This is a genomic window from Tsuneonella litorea (assembly GCF_025154015.1).
GTDB lineage: Bacteria > Pseudomonadota > Alphaproteobacteria > Sphingomonadales > Sphingomonadaceae > Tsuneonella > Tsuneonella litorea.
In genome coordinates this window covers 95,453-111,246 of the sequence record NZ_JAOAMV010000002.1, presented here as the reverse complement: position 1 = coordinate 111,246, position 15,794 = coordinate 95,453, and the positions used below count along the sequence as shown (strand labels likewise).

Below are 15,794 nucleotides of genomic sequence, written 5' to 3'. Positions count from 1 at the left end.
CATGCTCGCCGCCTCGCCGCACCCCGAAACCCAGTACCTCGACCTCATGCGGCGCATCTGGTCCGAGGGGTCGGAGCGGATCGACCGAACCGGAATCGGAACGCGCTCCGTCTTCGGCGCCACCCTGCGATTCGACCTTGCCGGCGGCGCGATGCCGCTCATCACCAGCAAGCGAGTCTACTGGAAGACCGCGACGCGCGAACTGCTGTGGTTCCTCGACGGAGAAACGAACATTCGCCCGCTGGTGCTCCAGGGCGTGAGCATATGGAACGAGTGGCCGCACGCCAGATACGTGAGCGAGACGGGCGACGACATCCCGCTCGAGGATTTCGTCAAGCGCATCGCCAACGACGAGTCGTTCGCGGCCAACTGGGGCGACCTTGGCCCGGTCTATGGCAAGCAATGGGTCGACTGGCCGACCTGGCGCTATCGCCCGGACGGACTGTACGAACCGGGCGAGGGGATCAACCAGGTCGCCCAGGTCGTGGAATCGCTGCGGACGAACCCCGGCAGTCGACGGCACATCATCGAAGGCTGGAATGTCGCCCAACTCGACCGGATGGCGCTCCCGCCGTGTCACAAGACCTACCAGTTTCACGTCGCCGACGGAAAGCTCAACGGTCTCCTCTACCAGCGCAGTTGCGATGTCGCACTGGGCCTGCCGTTCAACCTCTGGTCGGCGGCGCTGCTACAGCGAATGCTCGCGCAGCAGACCGATCTCGAACCGGGCGAGTTCATATGGATGGGCGGGGACGTGCACCTCTATCTCAACCACGGGGAACTGATCGAGGAGCAATTGACCCGGGAACCGCAGGGCCGTCCGCGACTTGAAATCGTGCGGCGACCGGACTCGATCTTCGACTACCGCATCGATGATTTCTCGGTCCTCGACTACAGGCCGCTCGGCGCGCTCAAGGCGCCCGTCGCGGTCTGACGGGGGCTTCTTGACTCCGAGACCGTCTTTGAAATAAAATAACGCAGTATTAAAAGATTGCGTCTGGAGAGCCAAATGGCCGATACGCCGAACGGGAGAGGCAAGGCCGGGCACAACCGGCCCGAGCTGCACTTCCACGTTCCCGAACCCAAGTTCCGGCCCGGAGACGCGGTCGATTTCTCCTACATCAAGGTCAGCGAGCCCGGCGCACAGGCGCGGCCCGACGAGATGTGCGATCCGATCGAGACCCAAAGTCTTGTCAATGACCTCGTCCGCGTGCTTGGCGACGATAACCGCGCGCACGGTCCGTGGGACCCCAAGCTCGATCCCGATACCTTGCGCAAGATGCTCGAGACGATGGCGCTGACCCGCGCGTTCGACGAGCGGATGTACCGCGGCCAGCGCCAGGGCAAGACGAGCTTCTACATGAAGTGCACCGGCGAGGAGGCGACCAGCGTCGCCGCGGCCATGGCCCTGGCAAACGACGACATGGTGTTTCCCAGCTACCGCCAGCAGGGCATCCTGATCGCGCGCGGGTACCCGCTGGTCGAGATGATCAACCAGATCTACTCGAACCGCGGCGACAAGCTCAAGGGCCGCCAGCTGCCGATCATGTATTCGAGCCGGCCGCACAGCTTCTTCACGATCAGTGGCAACCTCGCCACGCAGACGCCGCAGGCGGTGGGCTGGGCGATGGCGAGCGCAATGCGCGGCGACAGCCGGATCGCCGCGACCTGGGTGGGCGAGGGCAGCACCGCCGAGGGCGACTTCCATGCCGCCTGCCTGTTCGCCGCGGTCTACAACGCGCCGGTGATCCTCAACGTGGTCAACAACCAGTGGGCGATCTCAAGCTTCTCGGGCTTTGCCGGGGGCGAGCGGGCGACCTTCGCGGCGCGCGGGCTTGGCTATGGCATTGCCTCGCTCCGTGTCGACGGAAACGATGCGCTGGCGGTCTATGCCGCGACCCAGTGGGCGGCCGACCGCGCCCGGTCGAACGGCGGGCCGACGCTGATCGAACACTTCAGCTATCGCGCCGAGGGCCACTCGACCTCGGACGACCCGAGCCAGTACCGCAGCGCGCAGGAGCGCAGCGAATGGCCGCTGGGCGATCCGATCATGCGGCTCAAGGACCATCTCATCGCGATCGGGGAATGGGACGAGGAACGCCAGGAGGCGCTCGACCTGGCCTGTGCGGAAAAGGTCAAGGCCGCCACCAAGGACGCCGAGAAGAACGGCGTGCTCGGCCACGGTATGCATCACCCGTTCCACACCATGTTCGAAGACGTGTTCGAGGAACTGCCCTGGCACCTCGAGGAGCAGGCCGCGCAGGCGATCCGCGAAAGGAAGATCAAGTGGCCACAACGCTAATCGACGAGGACGGCGTGCTCGGCCTTGCCGACGCGCCCTCGCGCAACATGAACATGATCGAGGCGATCAACGACGCGCTCGACATCATGCTCAGCCACGATCCCTCGGTCGTCATCATGGGCGAGGACGTGGGCTATTTCGGCGGCGTGTTCCGCGCGACGGCGCACCTGCAGGAAAAGCACGGCAAGAATCGCGTGTTCGACACGCCGATCTCGGAATGCGGGATCATCGGCGCCGCTGTGGGCATGGGAGCCTATGGCCTTCGCCCGGTGCCGGAAATCCAGTTCGCCGACTACATCTATCCCGGCCTCGACCAGCTGATCAGCGAGGCGGCGCGGCTGCGCTACCGCTCGGCGGGCGAATTCATCGCCCCGATGACCGTGCGCAGCCCCTTCGGCGGCGGCATCTTCGGCGGGCAGACTCACAGCCAGAGCCCCGAGGCGATCTTCACCCACGTTTCCGGCCTCAAGACCGTGATCCCGTCGACGCCTTTTGATGCCAAGGGCTTGCTGATCGCCTCGATCGAGGACAACGACCCGGTGATCTTCTTCGAGCCGAAGCGGATCTACAACGGCCCCTTCAGCGGCTACTACGACAAGCCGGTCGAGCCGTGGAAGAACCACCCCGACAGCAAGGTGCCCGAAGGGTACTATGCGATCCCGCTCGGCAAGGCGCGCACCGTGCGCGAGGGCGACGCGCTGACCATTCTCACCTACGGCACCATGGTCCACGTGAGCGCGGCGGTCGCAAAGGAGAAGGGGGTGGACGCCGAGATCATCGACCTGCGCACGCTCGTGCCCCTCGACATCGATGCGATCGAGGCATCGGTCGAGAAGACCGGGCGCTGCCTGATCGTCCACGAGGCGACCCGCACGAGCGGTTTCGGCGCCGAACTGTCGGCGCTGGTCCAGGAACGCTGTTTCTATCATCTCGAAGCCCCGGTCGAGCGCGTGACCGGCTTCGACACCCCCTATCCGCACAGCCTCGAATGGGCCTATTTCCCGGGCCCCGTCCGCATCGGCGAGGCGATCGACAAGATACTGGAAGCCTAGATGGCACGCTTTACCTTCAACCTTCCCGACATCGGCGAGGGCATCGCCGAGGCCGAAATCGTAGCGATGCATGTGAAGCCCGGCGACCGGGTCGAGGAAGACCAGCAGATCGCCGACATGATGACCGACAAGGCGACGGTCGAGATGGAAAGCCCGGTTTCGGGCAAGGTCGTGGAGGTCGCCGGCGAGGCGGGCGACGTTATTGCGATCGGTTCGATGCTGGTCGTGATCGAGACCGAGGGCGACATTCCCGACGACGTGATCGAAGCGAACGAGGCAGTGGCCGAGGAAGCACCCGCTCCGAAGGCCGACACGGTCGAAAAGCGCATCGAGGTCGAGACGCCCGATCCGTCCGATGTCGCCGATGCTGCCGCGGCGGTCGAGGAAAAGACCGCGCCGCCGCCGCCGCCCGAACCGAAACCCGCGCCCGCTCCGGCTCCGGCACCGGTCGCGAAATCTTCGCCGGGCGCGAAAGTCCTTGCCACCCCGGCGGTCCGCAAGCGCGCGGCGGACCTCAAGATCGACCTCGCCGACGTGCGGCCGAGCGAGGAGGGGCGCATCCGCCACGCGGATCTCGACGCGTTCATCTCCTACGGCGCGAAAAGCGGCCACGCCCCGGCGGGCCGCACCCGCGCGGACGAAACGATCAAGGTCATCGGCCTCCGGCGCAGGATCGCGGAGAACATGGCCGCGGCCAAGCGGCACATCCCGCACTTCACCTACGTTGAGGAATGCGACGTCACCGAGCTGGAACGCCTGCGCGAACAGCTCAACGCATCGCGTGGCGACAAGCCCAAGCTCACGATGCTGCCGCTGCTGATCGCCGCGATCTGCAAGACAATTCCCGATTTTCCCATGATCAATGCCCGCTACGACGACGAGGCGAACGTCGTCACCCGGCATGGGGCGGTGCACCTCGGCATGGCGACACAGACCGATGCGGGCCTGATGGTCCCGGTGATCCGCGACGCGCAGGCGAAGAACCTGTGGCAGCTGGCCGGCGATATCCGCAGGCTGGCCGAAGCCGCGCGCGACGGGTCGGCGAAATCGAACGAGCTGTCCGGATCGACCCTCACCGTCACCTCGCTCGGCCCTCTCGGGGGCGTCGCGACGACGCCGGTGATCAACCGGCCGGAGGTCGCGATCATCGGTCCCAACCGGATCGTCGAGCGCCCGATGTTCGTCCCCGACGGGATGGGCGGCGAGCGAGTCGAGAAGCGCAAGCTGATGAACATCTCGATCTCGTGCGATCACCGCGTGGTCGACGGCTACGACGCGGCGAGCTTCATCCAGAAGGTGAAGCACCTGGTCGAGACACCGGCGCTTTTGCTCGTCGATTGATCGCGGTATCGTGCCCTTCGCAACGGAGGGCACGATGACCACCGATCCGCGCGTAGACGCCTATATCGCGAACGCTGCGCCGTTTGCACGGCCGATCCTCTCGCACCTGCGCACGCTTGTGCATCGCCTGGTTCCCGACGCGGGCGAAACGATCAAGTGGGGGATGCCCTGCTTCACCTACAGGGAGAAGAACCTAGCGGGGATGGCCGCGTTCAAGGCGCACGCGAGCTTCGGCATCCATGGCGACGGGACGGCACCTGAGGGGATGGGCCAGTTCGGAAAGCTGACGAAGGCCGAAGACCTGCCGCCCGAAACCGAGGTCAAGGAGCGCCTCACCGCGGCCTGCGCGCGTATCGAGACCACGGGCACCGCGATCCGCAAGGCCGTTGGGAGAAAGTCGCCCCGACCCGAACTTGCTGTGCCAGAGGACCTGGCGGCGGCTCTTTCGCCCGCAGCGAGGGCCACTCTCGATGGTTTCGCCCCCTCGCATCGCCGCGAATATCTCGAATGGATCCTGGAGGCCAAGAGGCCCGACACCCGCGCGAGGCGAATCGCCCAGTCGGCCGAATGGCTAGCAGAGGGCAAGAAGCGGCACTGGAAGTACGAGGGCTGCTGAAGGTCAGCGCACGACCGCGCTGAACGTCATTCTTCCCCGCTGCCTGCCGACTACACGAAGGCGCAGGTGCGTGACGTCTTCCGCCGAAGCGAGGCGCGAGCCGATCCTGAGCGTGCCGAGTTCCCCCCAGTTGCGGCCTCCGTCGGTCGAGACCTCGATCGCGTCGCTGCCGGCGCGCTGGAAGGCAAGATCGCGCGGCACGGCGCTCTGCACGGTGAAACGGCGGTCCGGCGACTGGGCGCGCCATTCGACCACCAGCACCACCTTGTCACCCGCTTTCAGCGACGTCGCCGGCTCGAGCTCGCGTACGCCTTCGCGGGTTCGCTCGACGTAGACGGCCCGCCCGATGTCGATCGAGCCTTTTGCGAATGCACCGCTTGCGGCGAGGCACGCGAAGCCGACGAACCCGATCCCGAAACGCATTGTCCGATGTTCCCCTGTTCCCCGATCCGGGGCAGGGCGAGGATGCCGCGACATGGTTAATTTTCGCTTGAGGAAAAAGCGGCAAAAAGGGCTGCTCGCGGCAGTTGACAGCTCTGCGGTCACCCCTTAGTGGCGCGGCTCCCAAGCGGTGCAAGCCCCGATGCGCGGGTGTAGCTCAGTTGGTTAGAGTGCCGGCCTGTCACGCCGGAGGTCGCGGGTTCGAGCCCCGTCACTCGCGCCACTTGGGACATTTCCTGTCAGCCCCAGCGGCCGGTTTCCATCCAGATGATGAACCGTTTGAGGGGGAGCAGCCAGATAAGCCCCAGCACAAGATAGACGAGCGCCTGTGCCAGCGTCGGCCAGTCGCCGATGAGGCCGGGCGCGTAGTTGGCGATCACGCCGGCGTAGACGGCGAGTGCCGCCAGCAGCGCGAGGATCCCAAGAGGGATGCGCAGGGTGGGTTCGGTTCTCATGCAAACGGTCCGATAAGGCGCGTGGGGGTGATCACCGCGTCGAGGCGGCGGTCGTGAGGCTCGTGCGGGATCGAGCACACCTCTTGGATGTCCCAAGCCAGGCCAATCGCCTTGGCGGCGGGATGACGCTCGAGCCACCGGTCATAATGCCCGCCGCCCTGGCCGAGCCGGTGGCCGTCGAGGGTGAATGCGACCAGCGGAACAAACAGCACGTCCGGCACCACTTCATCGCAGTTGGCCGCGGGCTGGATGCCGAAGGGGCCTTCGTCCAGACTGCTTTCTCCGAACGGATCGGCGAACCGGCGAAAGCCCATCGGCGCCATCCTGTCGGCGAACCACGGAAGAGCAAGGGTATGGCCCTGCTCCGCAAAGTAGCGGGCGTATCCGCCTGCCGGCGCCTCGCCCGGCATCGCGTGGTACAGGCCGATCGCTGCACCCGGGGGCACCAGTTCGAGCACCGGGCGGGGAGGCCGATGGAATACCAGCGCGCGCACTTGGTCGGGCAGCGCTGCGGCATGGGCGATCCGTTCGGCGCGCAGCCGACCGCGGAGTTGGGCCTTCGTCTGGCTTTCTTGGGTCATCATCCGGGAGCTAACGGGTATTCCTGCGCGCTCAAGGCACGAAGCGGCCCTGCGCGGTGAAATTGTGGCGGAACCACCATGGGTCGGTTGCCCCAGAATCCTCCGACGCCAAAACGTCAGGTGGGTGCCGTATGCCCCGGTTCCCGGGACGAACCCGGTTGCCGAAGCAGGGACAGCTCCCATGGATTGCTTATAGCCCCGGGGATTTTGATGCGGCTCGTGCCGGGCAGTCCCGCCGCCGCCTATCTAGGAGGCTGTTGCCCGGCTCTCAAGCTTGTCGGCGCATTGTTCGAGCATTTCGGCGAAATGCTCGAGCGCAGGGGCGAGTGCAGAGATGTCAGCGCCGGTTTCTGAGCCTACGAGCGGTGCAGGCCGGGCTTCGGCCGCACGTTCGAGTTCGGCGACCCGGCTGCGCAGTTCCGCCGCCTCGCCTTCGCCGCTCTCGACTGCGTGGGTCAATTGGCCTTCGCGCGAGCGGGCCTCCTCAAGCGCCTGGGCCGATGCCTTCGCGGCATCCTTCATCCGCGACAGATCCGCTTCGAGATCGGCGATCCTATCCTCGAGCCGCCGGACCTGGGCGGACGCGGCTTCGGCCTCGCGGGTAGCGGCCTGCTGGGCGTCCTCGGCCCCGGAAAGCGAATCGCGTGCTTCCTGTACCTCGTCGGCGAGCAGAAGCGCGGCGAACAACAGGTTCTGCGCGTCCGGCCCGCTCGGATTGCCCATCGAAGCCAGCTTTTCCGCTATCGTTGCCCCGAGGCGTGCGACCCGGTCCTCCTCGCCGGCGGCGCAGGCGACGCGGTAGGTGCGCCCGCCGATGTGCAGCGCGACCTCGCTCACTGGTCGAGTTCCGCTATCACCGCGTCGATTTCCTCGATCGCGCGCGAAACGGTTTCGCGCAGCGCCTCGTGCTTTTCGACGAGCGCGGAGACGCTGACAGCGGGAGCCGGGGCAGTGTTCGCTTGGGGCGGATTATCGGCGGCACGGGCAATGCGCGTCAGCGCGGCTTCGATGCGCTGAACCGCCGCTTCGCTTCGATCCCCCGTCATGGCCGCGATTTACAGTCTTTTCGCCGCGCGTGCAAAGCCTTGGCTACGCCTGTTGATAACTGGCCTCCACCCAGCGTGCGGGGCACTACGTCCGGCCTCGCCTTGACCTCGCTGGTGCCTTTCGCAAAGGCGTGCGCGCGCCCCCGAATCGCCCCACACAGGAGCCTGCCGCCGATGACGCTCGATCCCGCCCGCCTGGCGCCGATGGCCAATGCCATCCGCGCGCTCTCGATGGACGCGGTCCAGGCGGCGAATTCGGGACACCCCGGAATGCCGATGGGCATGGCCGATGTCGCGACGGTGCTGTTCTCCAAGTACCTGAAGTTCGATCCCAAGGCTCCCGACTGGCCCGATCGCGACCGCTTCGTGCTGTCTGCCGGCCACGGCTCGATGCTCATCTACAGCCTGCTCTACCTCTCGGGATACGAGCAACCGACGATCGGAGACATCGCGAATTTCCGCCAGCTCGGCAGCCCCTGCGCGGGGCACCCGGAGAACTTCCTGCTTCCGGGCGTCGAGTGCACCACCGGCCCGCTCGGGCAGGGCCTCGCGATGGCGGTCGGCATGGCGATCGCCGAGCGGCACCTGAACGCGGTCCACGGCGACGAGGCGGTCGATCATCACACCTGGACGATCGCCGGCGATGGCTGCCTGATGGAAGGTGTCAACCACGAGGCGATCGGGCTTGCCGGACATCTCGGGCTCGGCAAGCTCAAGGTGCTCTGGGATTCCAATCGCATCACCATCGACGGATCGACCGCGCTGTCGACCTGCGAGGAAATTCCCGCCCGCTACCGCGCGGCCGGGTGGCACACGCTCGTCTGCGACGGGCACGATTATGCCGACATCGACCGGGCGCTCGGCGAGGCCGCCGCGCTCGACGACAAGCCGGTTCTCGTCGAGTGCCGGACAGTGATCGGGCGGGGCGCTCCCAACAAGCAGGGCACCAGCAGCGTGCATGGTGCGGCGCTCGGAGCCGACGAGGTCGCGGCCGCGCGCAAGGAACTGGGCTGGACGGCCGAGCCTTTCGTGGTCCCCGACGCCATTCTTGCCGACTGGCGCAAGACCGGCGAGCGCGGTGCCGCGCTTCGGGCGGAGTGGGAGCAGCGCGCTTCGGGCAGGGACCTTGGCGTCGTAAACGTGCCTTCCGGCGTGCTCGACGACTACATCGCGAAGCTGCTGGCCGAGCCGAAGAAGGTCGCCACCCGCAAGGCCAGCGAGATGGCGCTCGAGGTGCTCACCGACGCGGTGCCCGCGATGATCGGTGGATCGGCCGACCTCACCGGATCGAACAACACCAAGACCAGCTCGACCGGGCCGCTTACGGCCGAGGATTACGCCGGTCGGTACCTTTACTACGGCATCCGCGAATTCGGCATGGCCTGCGCGATGAACGGCATGGCGCTTCACGGCGGGGTGATCCCCTACGGGGGGACGTTCCTGATCTTCAGCGACTACTGCCGCAACGCCGTGCGGCTCAGCGCGCTCCAGGAAACGCGCGCCGTCTATGTCTTCACCCACGACAGCATCGGGCTCGGCGAGGACGGGCCGACCCACCAGCCCGTCGAGCAGTTGATGAGCCTTCGACTGATTCCGAACCTCAACGTGTTCCGCCCGTGCGACACGATCGAGACTGCCGAATGCTGGGCGCTCGCGCTGGGCGATACCGATACGCCATCGGTGCTCGCGTTGAGCCGGCAGAACCTGCCGCAACTGCGGACCGAGGGCGGCAACCTGTCCGCCAGGGGCGCCTACCGTCTTCGCAACGCCGGGACTGAGCGCAAGGTCGTACTCATCGCCACGGGTTCGGAGGTCGAGGTTGCCTGCGCCGTTGCCGACGCGCTCGAAGCCGAAGGCATCGGTGCCGATGTCGTCTCGATGCCGTGCATGGAATTGTTCGAGACACAGGACGCGTCGTATCGTGCAGACGTATTTCCCGACGACGTGCTCAAGGTTTCGATAGAAGCCGGCAGCACCATGGGATGGGAACGCTACACCGGGACCAACGGCCTCCAGATCGGCCTCGATCGCTTCGGCGCCTCGGCGCCGGCCGAGGACCTGTTCCGCAAATTCGGCTTCACCGCCGATGCCATCGTCCCGAAAATCAAGGCCAAGCTGGGCATTTAGCAGGAGTTCTTCACATGGCGACCAAGGTTGCGATCAACGGTTTTGGACGTATCGGGCGGCTCGTGGCACGCGCGATCCTCGAGCGCGACGACCATGACCTCGAGCTCGTGTCGATCAACGACCTGGCCGATACCAGGTCGAATGCGCTTCTTTTCGGGTTCGACAGCACGCACGGCCGCTTCCCCGGAACGGTCGATACCGACGGCAGCGATCTCGTCGTCAACGGCAAGCGCATTCACGTCACCGCCGAAAAGGACCCGGGCCAGCTCCCGCACAAGGCGAACGGCATCGACATCGTCCTCGAATGCACCGGCTTCTTCCAGTCGGACGAAGCGGCGCGGCCGCACATTTCGGCCGGCGCGAAACGCGTGCTGATCTCGGCGCCGGCAACGGGCGTGTCGAAGACGATCGTGTTCGGCGTGAACCAGGACAGCCTGACGGCCGACGACGACATCGTGTCGAATGCCAGCTGCACGACGAACTGTCTCGCTCCGGTCGCAAAAGTGCTCAACGACACCATGGGCATTGAACGCGGGTTCATGACCACGATCCACAGCTACACCAACGACCAGCGGATGCTCGACCAGATCCACAAGGACCTGCGCCGGGCCCGCGGCGGCGCGCAGAACATGATCCCGACGACCACCGGCGCCGCGCGCGCGGTCGGCCTCGTGCTGCCCGAACTCAAGGGCAAGCTCGATGGCAGCTCGGTCCGGGTGCCGACTCCCAACGTGTCGATGGTCGACCTCGTATTCGTGCCCGGCCGCGACACCTCCAAGGATGAGATCAACGAGGCTTTGAAGGCGGCCGCCGAAGGCGCAATGAAGGGTGTGCTCGATTATACCGACCAGCCGCTGGTTTCGAGCGATTTCAATCACTACCCGGCGTCTTCTACCGTCGATTCGCTGGAAACCGCGGTGCTCGAATCGAAGCTCGCCCGCGTGGTCAGCTGGTACGACAACGAATGGGGCTTCTCGAACCGCATGATCGACACCGCCGGGGTGATGGCGAAGCTGCTCTGATGGCCGCGTTCAGGACCCTCGACAACCTGCCCTCGGACCTCGCCGGCAAGGTCGCGCTCGTCCGGGTGGACCTCAACCTGCCGATGAACGAGGGGCGGGCCAGCGACGTCACCCGGGTCGAGGCGAGCGCGCCGACGATCCTCGAACTGGCCGACGCGGGGGCGAAGGTGCTGCTGCTGGCGCACTTCGGCCGGCCGAAGGGTCAGCGATACTCGACGATGAGCACGAGCATGGTCCAGGGCGATGTCGAGCGCGTGCTTGGCCGCGAGATCATGTTCATCCCCGAGGTCATGGGCCCAGTGGTCGAGCAGTCGATCGGAATTCTGCGCGACGGCGATATCGGCCTGCTCGACAACGTCCGCTTCTGGCCCGGCGAGGAGGCGAACGACCCGGAGTTCGCGCGCGGGATCGCTGCAAATGGCGACTTCTACGTCAACGATGCGTTCTCCGCCGCGCACCGCGCGCACGCCTCGACTGAAGGGCTCGCGCATCTTCTCCCGGCCTACGCCGGGCGCGCGATGGAAAGGGAATTGAAGGCGCTCGACGCCGCGCTCGGTTCGCCCGAGACGCCGGTTGCCGCGGTCGTCGGCGGGGCAAAGGTTTCGACCAAGCTCGCCGTGCTCGAGAACCTCGTCGGGCGCGTGCAGCACCTGATCATCGGCGGCGGGATGGCAAATACCTTTCTCGCGGCACGCGGGGTCGATGTCGGCAAGTCACTGTGCGAGCATGACCTTGCCGCCACCGCCAACGCGATCATGGACAAGGCCGACCACGCCGGTTGCACCGTGCACCTGCCCTATGACGTCGTGGTCGCGAAGGAATTTGCCGCCCATCCGGCGTCCTTGCGCGTCTGCAATGTCCACGAGGTCGCCGCTGACGAAATGATCCTCGATGTCGGTCCGGCGGCGGTCGAGGCGCTGGCGGACGTCCTCAAGACCTGCCGCACGCTGGTCTGGAACGGCCCGCTCGGCGCGTTCGAGACCCCGCCGTTCGACGAGGCGACCGTCGCCCTGGCGAAGACCGCGGCGGCGCTGACCCAGGACGGCAGCCTGGTCTCGGTCGCCGGCGGCGGCGATACCGTGGCGGCCCTCAACCATGCCGGCGTGGCGGACGACTTCACCTTCGTCTCGACCGCGGGCGGCGCCTTCCTCGAATGGATGGAAGGGCGTGAACTTCCCGGCGTGAAGGCGCTGGAAGAGTGAGCGAGCAGGTTCCCGAGGCGCAGACCGGGCGCGTACCCGAAACCGAGGGCGAGTTCGCCGGGTGGACCTACTGGCGCGGCGATCCGTTCGAGGACCGCGCGGGCCCGTTCTACGAGAAACAGCTCGACGACGGCTCCTTCGTAAGCGCCTTCCGCGCCGAGCCGCGCCACATGAACGGTGGCGGCTTCATGCACGGGGGTTGCCTGATGACCTTCGCCGACGGCGCGCTGTTCTCGATCGCCCGCGACGAGCTTCAGGGGCACCACGCGGTTACCCTGCACCTCACCGGCGATTTCCTCGCGCAGGTGAAGGTCGGCCAGCTCGTTGAGGCGCGCGGGGAAGTCGTTCGGGGCGGCGGCAAGACCATCTTCGTGGCGGGTCTCGTCACCGCAGACGGTACGCCGGCGTTGCGCTTCGACGGGATCATCCGCAAGCTCGGCAAGCGCGGCTGACGCCCGCTTGCGAGCCGGCCATGGCGGGACTAGGAGCCGCTCGCATACCTATGCACGACTATCGGGGGACGACGATGAACCACCAGGAAATGACCAACCGCATCGCCACCGGCGAAGGATTCATCGCCGCGCTCGACCAGTCTGGCGGATCGACACCCAAGGCCCTCCAGGGTTACGGTGTCGATGATGGCGCGTGGAGCACCGAGGACGAGATGTTCGCCCTCATCCACGAGATGCGCAGCCGCATCATCGAGGCGCCGTGCTTCGGCAACGGCAAGGTGATCGGGGCGATCCTGTTCGAAAAGACGATGGATGGGGCGAGCGGCGGCAAGCCAGTGCCCGAACGCCTTGCCGAACGGGGGATCGTGCCGTTCCTGAAGGTCGACAAGGGACTCGAGGATGAAACCCACGGCGTCCAGCTCATGAAGCCGATGCCCGACCTGGAGGCGCTGCTCGCCCGCGCGAAGGCCAAGGGTGTGTTCGGCACCAAGATGCGATCGGTGATCAAGCGCAACGACACGGCCGGGATCAGGGAAATCGTCCACCAGCAGTTCGCCGAAGGTGCCCGCATCCTCGCCGCGGGTCTCATCCCGATCCTCGAGCCCGAATACGACATCAAGGCACCCGACCGTGCGCATGGCGAAAGGGTTCTGCTGGACGCGATCCGCGAGGGACTCGACGCGCTGCCCGATGGTCAGCAGGTCATGCTCAAGCTGTCGATCCCGGTGGAAGCGAACCTCTACAAGCCATTGATCGATCACCCGGGGGTGTTGCGCGTCGTGGCGCTGTCGGGCGGTTATTCGACCGACGAGGCGTGCGCGTTGCTCGAGAAGAACAAGGGCATGATTGCCAGCTTCAGCCGCGGTCTCCTGCAGGACCTGCGGCATCACCAGTCGGACGAGGAGTTCGACGCAACGCTCGGTGCCGCGATCGACCAGATCCAGGCTGCATCGATCACCTGACATGGTGCGCCGGGTGGGCGCGCTGTCGACCGGCCGCGGGGGCCGCGGCCGCTTGATCCTGATCGCTGCCGCCCCGCTCGCGGTTGTCGCGTTTCTCGGCTTGCCGGACGGTTCGTATCCCGGTCCGCACGATCGGCTCTGGGAGGGCGAACCGGGATCGTCCGCGCCTGTCGAGCAGATGTCCGTCCTGTCCTACAACGTGGAAGGCTTGCCGCCTCCGGCGCGGTGGGGGCGCAAGAGATACCTCTCCCGGATTGCCGAAGAGCTTGCCACGATGCGCCGGGCGGGCAAGGCGCCGCAGGTCGTCGTGTTGCAGGAGGCATTCAGCGATCCCTCGCCGCCGATAGCGGCGATTGCCGGGTACCGTTACACCGCCAGTGGACCCACGACAGCCGATCGATCGGCTCCGTCGACGGCAGAAGCGCGTACGCTGGCCCGCGGTGCCCGCCTGACCAAGGGTGAAGGGATCGGCCATTGGCTCGGCAGCGGGCTGCGGATCATGTCGGACTTTCCCATCGTGTCGGTGCGCCGGATGGCCTTTCCCGCATGGATGTGCGCGGGTTACGATTGCCTCGCGAGCAAGGGTGTCCTGATCGCATGGATCGCCGTTCCCGGGAGTCCGCAGTCGGTCGCTTTCATCGATGCCCATCTCAACTCGATGCGGCTTGTCGGGGTGCCCTCCGGGCGAAGCGACCAGGCGTATGCGCTTCAGGTCGCGGCCATGCGCGCCTTCGTGGCCGAAAATGTGCCTCCAGGCGCGCCGGCGGTTTTCGCGGGTGACTTCGACACCGAAAACGCCCTGCGGCGCCGGTTGCTCGGTGACCCGCCGCTTGCCGGTGCTCGCAGCGCGATTCCCGCCGCCATTGCCGCCGATGACGCGATCGCGCCCGGCGATCGCAGGGAAGCGGCCGCTATCCTGTCTCACGGCGTCGACCGGCTATACTATCGCGGCAGCCCCGACTGGCCGATTACGCTCGATGGGTTGTCGGTGCCGTTCGGACTGCGCAGCGACGGGACCATGCTGTCCGATCACCGTGGATTCGTCGTCCGGTTCGCGGTCGGGCGTCAGCGCGCCTCGTAGACGAAGCGGTAGGCGCGCGGCTCGATTGCGTCCTGGGTGGTCCGCTCGGGTTTGACGCTGGCGAGGGCAACGACCTGGTCGTGCGTGCCATACGGTTCTCCCAGCGTGAGGTCCTTCGTTTCGCGCCAGCCGGCTCCGTCAATTCGCGTCGTCACCATGACCCGCCCGGCCCAGACGCATCGCGCGTTCATCGGGCAACGGCTGTCCTCGACCAGCTTCTTGGGCGTGAGGACGAGATCCCCGACGCGCACGGGCACATCGAATGGCACGGCGTAACCGGCGGGTTGCGGAGTGCCCTCGACGATCGGGGCGTTGGGAACGACCGCGCAGGCTCCGGTCAAGGATACCGCGAGGAGGACAGGCGCAAGGCGCAGGGTGGGGTTGATCATGGCCCATGCATAACGATCCGCCTGCTTTCGGGTAGCTGAATTGTGACGTATCGACGAATGGCGCGCAGGGCACTACCTAGCCGGGCGATGACCACCAGCCAGCTCTACCTGATCTCGCCGCTCGACGTCGGCGGTTCTTTTCCCGAACGCCTCGAGGCGGCACTTGGCGCGGGCGAAGTGGCGGCGTTCCAGTTCCGGGTGAAGGGCATCGACCAGCACGAGGCGACGCGCCTGGCGGGACCGCTGCAGGAAATCTGCGCGGCGCACGACTGCGCGTTCATCGTCAACGACAGCGTGGCGCTGGCAAAGCGACTGGGTGCAGACGGCGTCCACCTTGGCCAGGGCGATGGCGACGTGCGCGAGGCGCGCGAGATCCTCGGTCGCGAGGCGCAGATCGGGGTCACCTGCCATGCCAGCCGCCACCTGGCGATGGAGGCGGGCGAGGCGGGCGCGGACTATGTGGCCTTTGGCGCGTTCTTTCCCAGCATCACCAAGCAGAGCGAGCACCGGCCTACGCCCGATCTGCTTTCGTGGTGGCAGGAACTGTTCGAGATACCCTGTGTTGCCATCGGCGGCATCACGCCGCTCAACTGCGTCCCGCTGGTCAGCGCGGGGGCGGACTTCCTGGCCGTTTCCGCCGCTGTCTGGGGGGGAGATCCGGCCGCCAGCATCGACGCGTTTCACAAGGCGATCGCGCAGACCGTCGACGCGTAAAGAGGCGCAGC

18 protein-coding genes, 1 tRNA gene and 1 other RNA gene are annotated in these 15,794 nt (G+C 66.4%); 13 read left to right on the top strand and 7 right to left on the bottom strand.

The window, feature by feature from the left end; genetic code table 11:
- Position 1 precedes the first annotated feature (1 nt).
- The 5 genes from N0B51_RS04000 to N0B51_RS03980 all read left to right on the top strand — a co-directional run bounded on the left by N0B51_RS04000 (position 2) and on the right by N0B51_RS03980 (position 5,311).
- Complete coding sequence (locus N0B51_RS04000) at positions 2–934, top strand: thymidylate synthase (RefSeq protein ID WP_259960933.1); 933 nt, start codon at positions 2–4, stop codon at positions 932–934.
- A 75-nt stretch (positions 935–1,009) separates the two neighbouring features.
- Positions 1,010–2,302, top strand: coding sequence for a 3-methyl-2-oxobutanoate dehydrogenase (2-methylpropanoyl-transferring) subunit alpha (locus tag N0B51_RS03995; protein ID WP_259960932.1), 1,293 nt, complete (start codon positions 1,010–1,012; stop codon positions 2,300–2,302).
- A 47-nt stretch (positions 2,303–2,349) separates the two neighbouring features.
- Positions 2,350–3,354: an alpha-ketoacid dehydrogenase subunit beta gene (locus N0B51_RS03990; protein ID WP_259961462.1), complete on the top strand. Its 1,005-nt coding sequence runs from the start codon at positions 2,350–2,352 to the stop codon at positions 3,352–3,354.
- Entirely contained in the window at positions 3,355–4,695 is a 1,341-nt protein-coding gene (locus tag N0B51_RS03985; RefSeq protein WP_259960931.1) for a dihydrolipoamide acetyltransferase family protein, read from the top strand. It abuts the gene before it with no gap.
- Positions 4,696–4,729: 34 nt separating this feature from the next.
- Entirely contained in the window at positions 4,730–5,311 is a 582-nt protein-coding gene (locus N0B51_RS03980) for a YdeI/OmpD-associated family protein (protein ID WP_259960930.1), read from the top strand.
- A gap of 3 nt (positions 5,312–5,314) precedes the next feature.
- Here N0B51_RS03980 and N0B51_RS03975 read toward each other — a convergent pair whose 3' ends face one another.
- A complete protein-coding gene (locus N0B51_RS03975; protein ID WP_259960929.1) occupies positions 5,315–5,734 on the bottom strand; it encodes a hypothetical protein in 420 nt (139 codons plus the stop codon).
- A gap of 164 nt (positions 5,735–5,898) precedes the next feature.
- Between N0B51_RS03975 and N0B51_RS03970 the strand changes: the two genes are divergently transcribed.
- Positions 5,899–5,975 (top strand) — tRNA-Asp (locus tag N0B51_RS03970).
- A 16-nt stretch (positions 5,976–5,991) separates the two neighbouring features.
- Here the strand turns inward: N0B51_RS03970 and N0B51_RS03965 are convergent.
- From N0B51_RS03965 to N0B51_RS03945, 5 genes are all read right to left on the bottom strand, one after another.
- On the bottom strand, positions 5,992–6,207 hold the full coding sequence (locus N0B51_RS03965) for a DUF2842 domain-containing protein (RefSeq protein WP_259960928.1): 216 nt from the start codon (positions 6,205–6,207) through the stop codon (positions 5,992–5,994).
- Positions 6,204–6,788 carry a 5-formyltetrahydrofolate cyclo-ligase gene (locus N0B51_RS03960; protein ID WP_259960926.1) on the bottom strand — a complete coding sequence of 195 codons (585 nt, stop codon included), beginning with the start codon at positions 6,786–6,788 and terminating at the stop codon, positions 6,204–6,206. The genes N0B51_RS03965 and N0B51_RS03960 overlap by 4 nt, the downstream gene beginning before the upstream one ends.
- Positions 6,789–6,854: 66 nt before the next feature.
- A non-coding RNA gene (ssrS, locus tag N0B51_RS03955) (6S RNA) lies at positions 6,855–7,024 on the bottom strand.
- Positions 7,025–7,034: 10 nt separating this feature from the next.
- Positions 7,035–7,625, bottom strand: a complete 591-nt coding sequence (gene zapA, locus N0B51_RS03950; protein WP_259960925.1) for a cell division protein ZapA — start codon at positions 7,623–7,625, stop codon at positions 7,035–7,037.
- On the bottom strand, positions 7,622–7,834 hold the full coding sequence (locus N0B51_RS03945; protein WP_259960924.1) for a hypothetical protein: 213 nt from the start codon (positions 7,832–7,834) through the stop codon (positions 7,622–7,624). Before N0B51_RS03945 ends, zapA begins: the two co-directional genes overlap by 4 nt.
- A 174-nt stretch (positions 7,835–8,008) precedes the next feature.
- Here N0B51_RS03945 and tkt point away from each other — a divergent pair, with 174 nt between their 5' ends.
- The 6 genes from tkt (at position 8,009) to N0B51_RS03915 (ending at position 14,680) form a co-directional block, all read left to right on the top strand.
- On the top strand, positions 8,009–9,961 hold the full coding sequence (tkt, locus tag N0B51_RS03940; RefSeq protein ID WP_259960923.1) for a transketolase: 1,953 nt from the start codon (positions 8,009–8,011) through the stop codon (positions 9,959–9,961).
- A gap of 14 nt (positions 9,962–9,975) precedes the next feature.
- Positions 9,976–10,983 carry a type I glyceraldehyde-3-phosphate dehydrogenase gene (gene gap / locus N0B51_RS03935; RefSeq protein ID WP_259960922.1) on the top strand — a complete coding sequence of 336 codons (1,008 nt, stop codon included), beginning with the start codon at positions 9,976–9,978 and terminating at the stop codon, positions 10,981–10,983.
- A complete protein-coding gene (locus N0B51_RS03930; protein WP_259960921.1) occupies positions 10,983–12,185 on the top strand; it encodes a phosphoglycerate kinase in 1,203 nt (400 codons plus the stop codon). The genes gap and N0B51_RS03930 overlap by 1 nt, the downstream gene beginning before the upstream one ends.
- Positions 12,182–12,637 carry a PaaI family thioesterase gene (locus N0B51_RS03925; protein ID WP_259960920.1) on the top strand — a complete coding sequence of 152 codons (456 nt, stop codon included), beginning with the start codon at positions 12,182–12,184 and terminating at the stop codon, positions 12,635–12,637. Before N0B51_RS03930 ends, N0B51_RS03925 begins: the two co-directional genes overlap by 4 nt.
- A gap of 74 nt (positions 12,638–12,711) precedes the next feature.
- The gene (locus tag N0B51_RS03920; protein WP_259961461.1) at positions 12,712–13,599 is read left to right on the top strand and encodes a fructose bisphosphate aldolase; all 888 of its coding nucleotides are present in this window, start codon (positions 12,712–12,714) and stop codon (positions 13,597–13,599) included.
- Position 13,600: 1 nt separating this feature from the next.
- Complete coding sequence (locus N0B51_RS03915) at positions 13,601–14,680, top strand: endonuclease/exonuclease/phosphatase family protein (RefSeq protein WP_259960919.1); 1,080 nt, start codon at positions 13,601–13,603, stop codon at positions 14,678–14,680.
- On the opposite strand, the gene N0B51_RS03910 is transcribed toward N0B51_RS03915, so the two are convergent.
- Positions 14,665–15,069, bottom strand: coding sequence for a hypothetical protein (locus N0B51_RS03910; RefSeq protein WP_259960918.1), 405 nt, complete (start codon positions 15,067–15,069; stop codon positions 14,665–14,667). The two genes, N0B51_RS03915 and N0B51_RS03910, sit on opposite strands and share 16 nt — an antisense overlap.
- An 87-nt stretch (positions 15,070–15,156) precedes the next feature.
- Here N0B51_RS03910 and thiE point away from each other — a divergent pair, with 87 nt between their 5' ends.
- Complete coding sequence (thiE, locus tag N0B51_RS03905; protein ID WP_259960917.1) at positions 15,157–15,783, top strand: thiamine phosphate synthase; 627 nt, start codon at positions 15,157–15,159, stop codon at positions 15,781–15,783.
- Positions 15,784–15,794: the final 11 nt, after the last annotated feature.

What these genes read in the sequence shown, in the direction of transcription:
- N0B51_RS03945 (WP_259960924.1), bottom strand. Translation starts at nt 7,834, where the DNA reads ATGACGGGGGATCGAAGCGAAGCGGCGGTTCAGCGCATCGAAGCCGCG.
- N0B51_RS03975 (WP_259960929.1), bottom strand. Translation starts at nt 5,734, where the DNA reads ATGCGTTTCGGGATCGGGTTCGTCGGCTTCGCGTGCCTCGCCGCAAGC.
- N0B51_RS03980 (WP_259960930.1), top strand. Translation starts at nt 4,730, where the DNA reads ATGACCACCGATCCGCGCGTAGACGCCTATATCGCGAACGCTGCGCCG.
- N0B51_RS03985 (WP_259960931.1), top strand. Translation starts at nt 3,355, where the DNA reads ATGGCACGCTTTACCTTCAACCTTCCCGACATCGGCGAGGGCATCGCC.
- gap (WP_259960922.1), top strand. Translation starts at nt 9,976, where the DNA reads ATGGCGACCAAGGTTGCGATCAACGGTTTTGGACGTATCGGGCGGCTC.
- tkt (WP_259960923.1), top strand. Translation starts at nt 8,009, where the DNA reads ATGACGCTCGATCCCGCCCGCCTGGCGCCGATGGCCAATGCCATCCGC.
- N0B51_RS03920 (WP_259961461.1), top strand. Translation starts at nt 12,712, where the DNA reads ATGAACCACCAGGAAATGACCAACCGCATCGCCACCGGCGAAGGATTC.
- N0B51_RS03915 (WP_259960919.1), top strand. Translation starts at nt 13,601, where the DNA reads ATGGTGCGCCGGGTGGGCGCGCTGTCGACCGGCCGCGGGGGCCGCGGC.
- N0B51_RS03990 (WP_259961462.1), top strand. Translation starts at nt 2,350, where the DNA reads ATGAACATGATCGAGGCGATCAACGACGCGCTCGACATCATGCTCAGC.
- N0B51_RS03965 (WP_259960928.1), bottom strand. Translation starts at nt 6,207, where the DNA reads ATGAGAACCGAACCCACCCTGCGCATCCCTCTTGGGATCCTCGCGCTG.
- thiE (WP_259960917.1), top strand. Translation starts at nt 15,157, where the DNA reads ATGACCACCAGCCAGCTCTACCTGATCTCGCCGCTCGACGTCGGCGGT.
- N0B51_RS03910 (WP_259960918.1), bottom strand. Translation starts at nt 15,069, where the DNA reads ATGATCAACCCCACCCTGCGCCTTGCGCCTGTCCTCCTCGCGGTATCC.
- N0B51_RS03930 (WP_259960921.1), top strand. Translation starts at nt 10,983, where the DNA reads ATGGCCGCGTTCAGGACCCTCGACAACCTGCCCTCGGACCTCGCCGGC.
- N0B51_RS04000 (WP_259960933.1), top strand. Translation starts at nt 2, where the DNA reads ATGCTCGCCGCCTCGCCGCACCCCGAAACCCAGTACCTCGACCTCATG.
- N0B51_RS03995 (WP_259960932.1), top strand. Translation starts at nt 1,010, where the DNA reads ATGGCCGATACGCCGAACGGGAGAGGCAAGGCCGGGCACAACCGGCCC.
- N0B51_RS03960 (WP_259960926.1), bottom strand. Translation starts at nt 6,788, where the DNA reads ATGACCCAAGAAAGCCAGACGAAGGCCCAACTCCGCGGTCGGCTGCGC.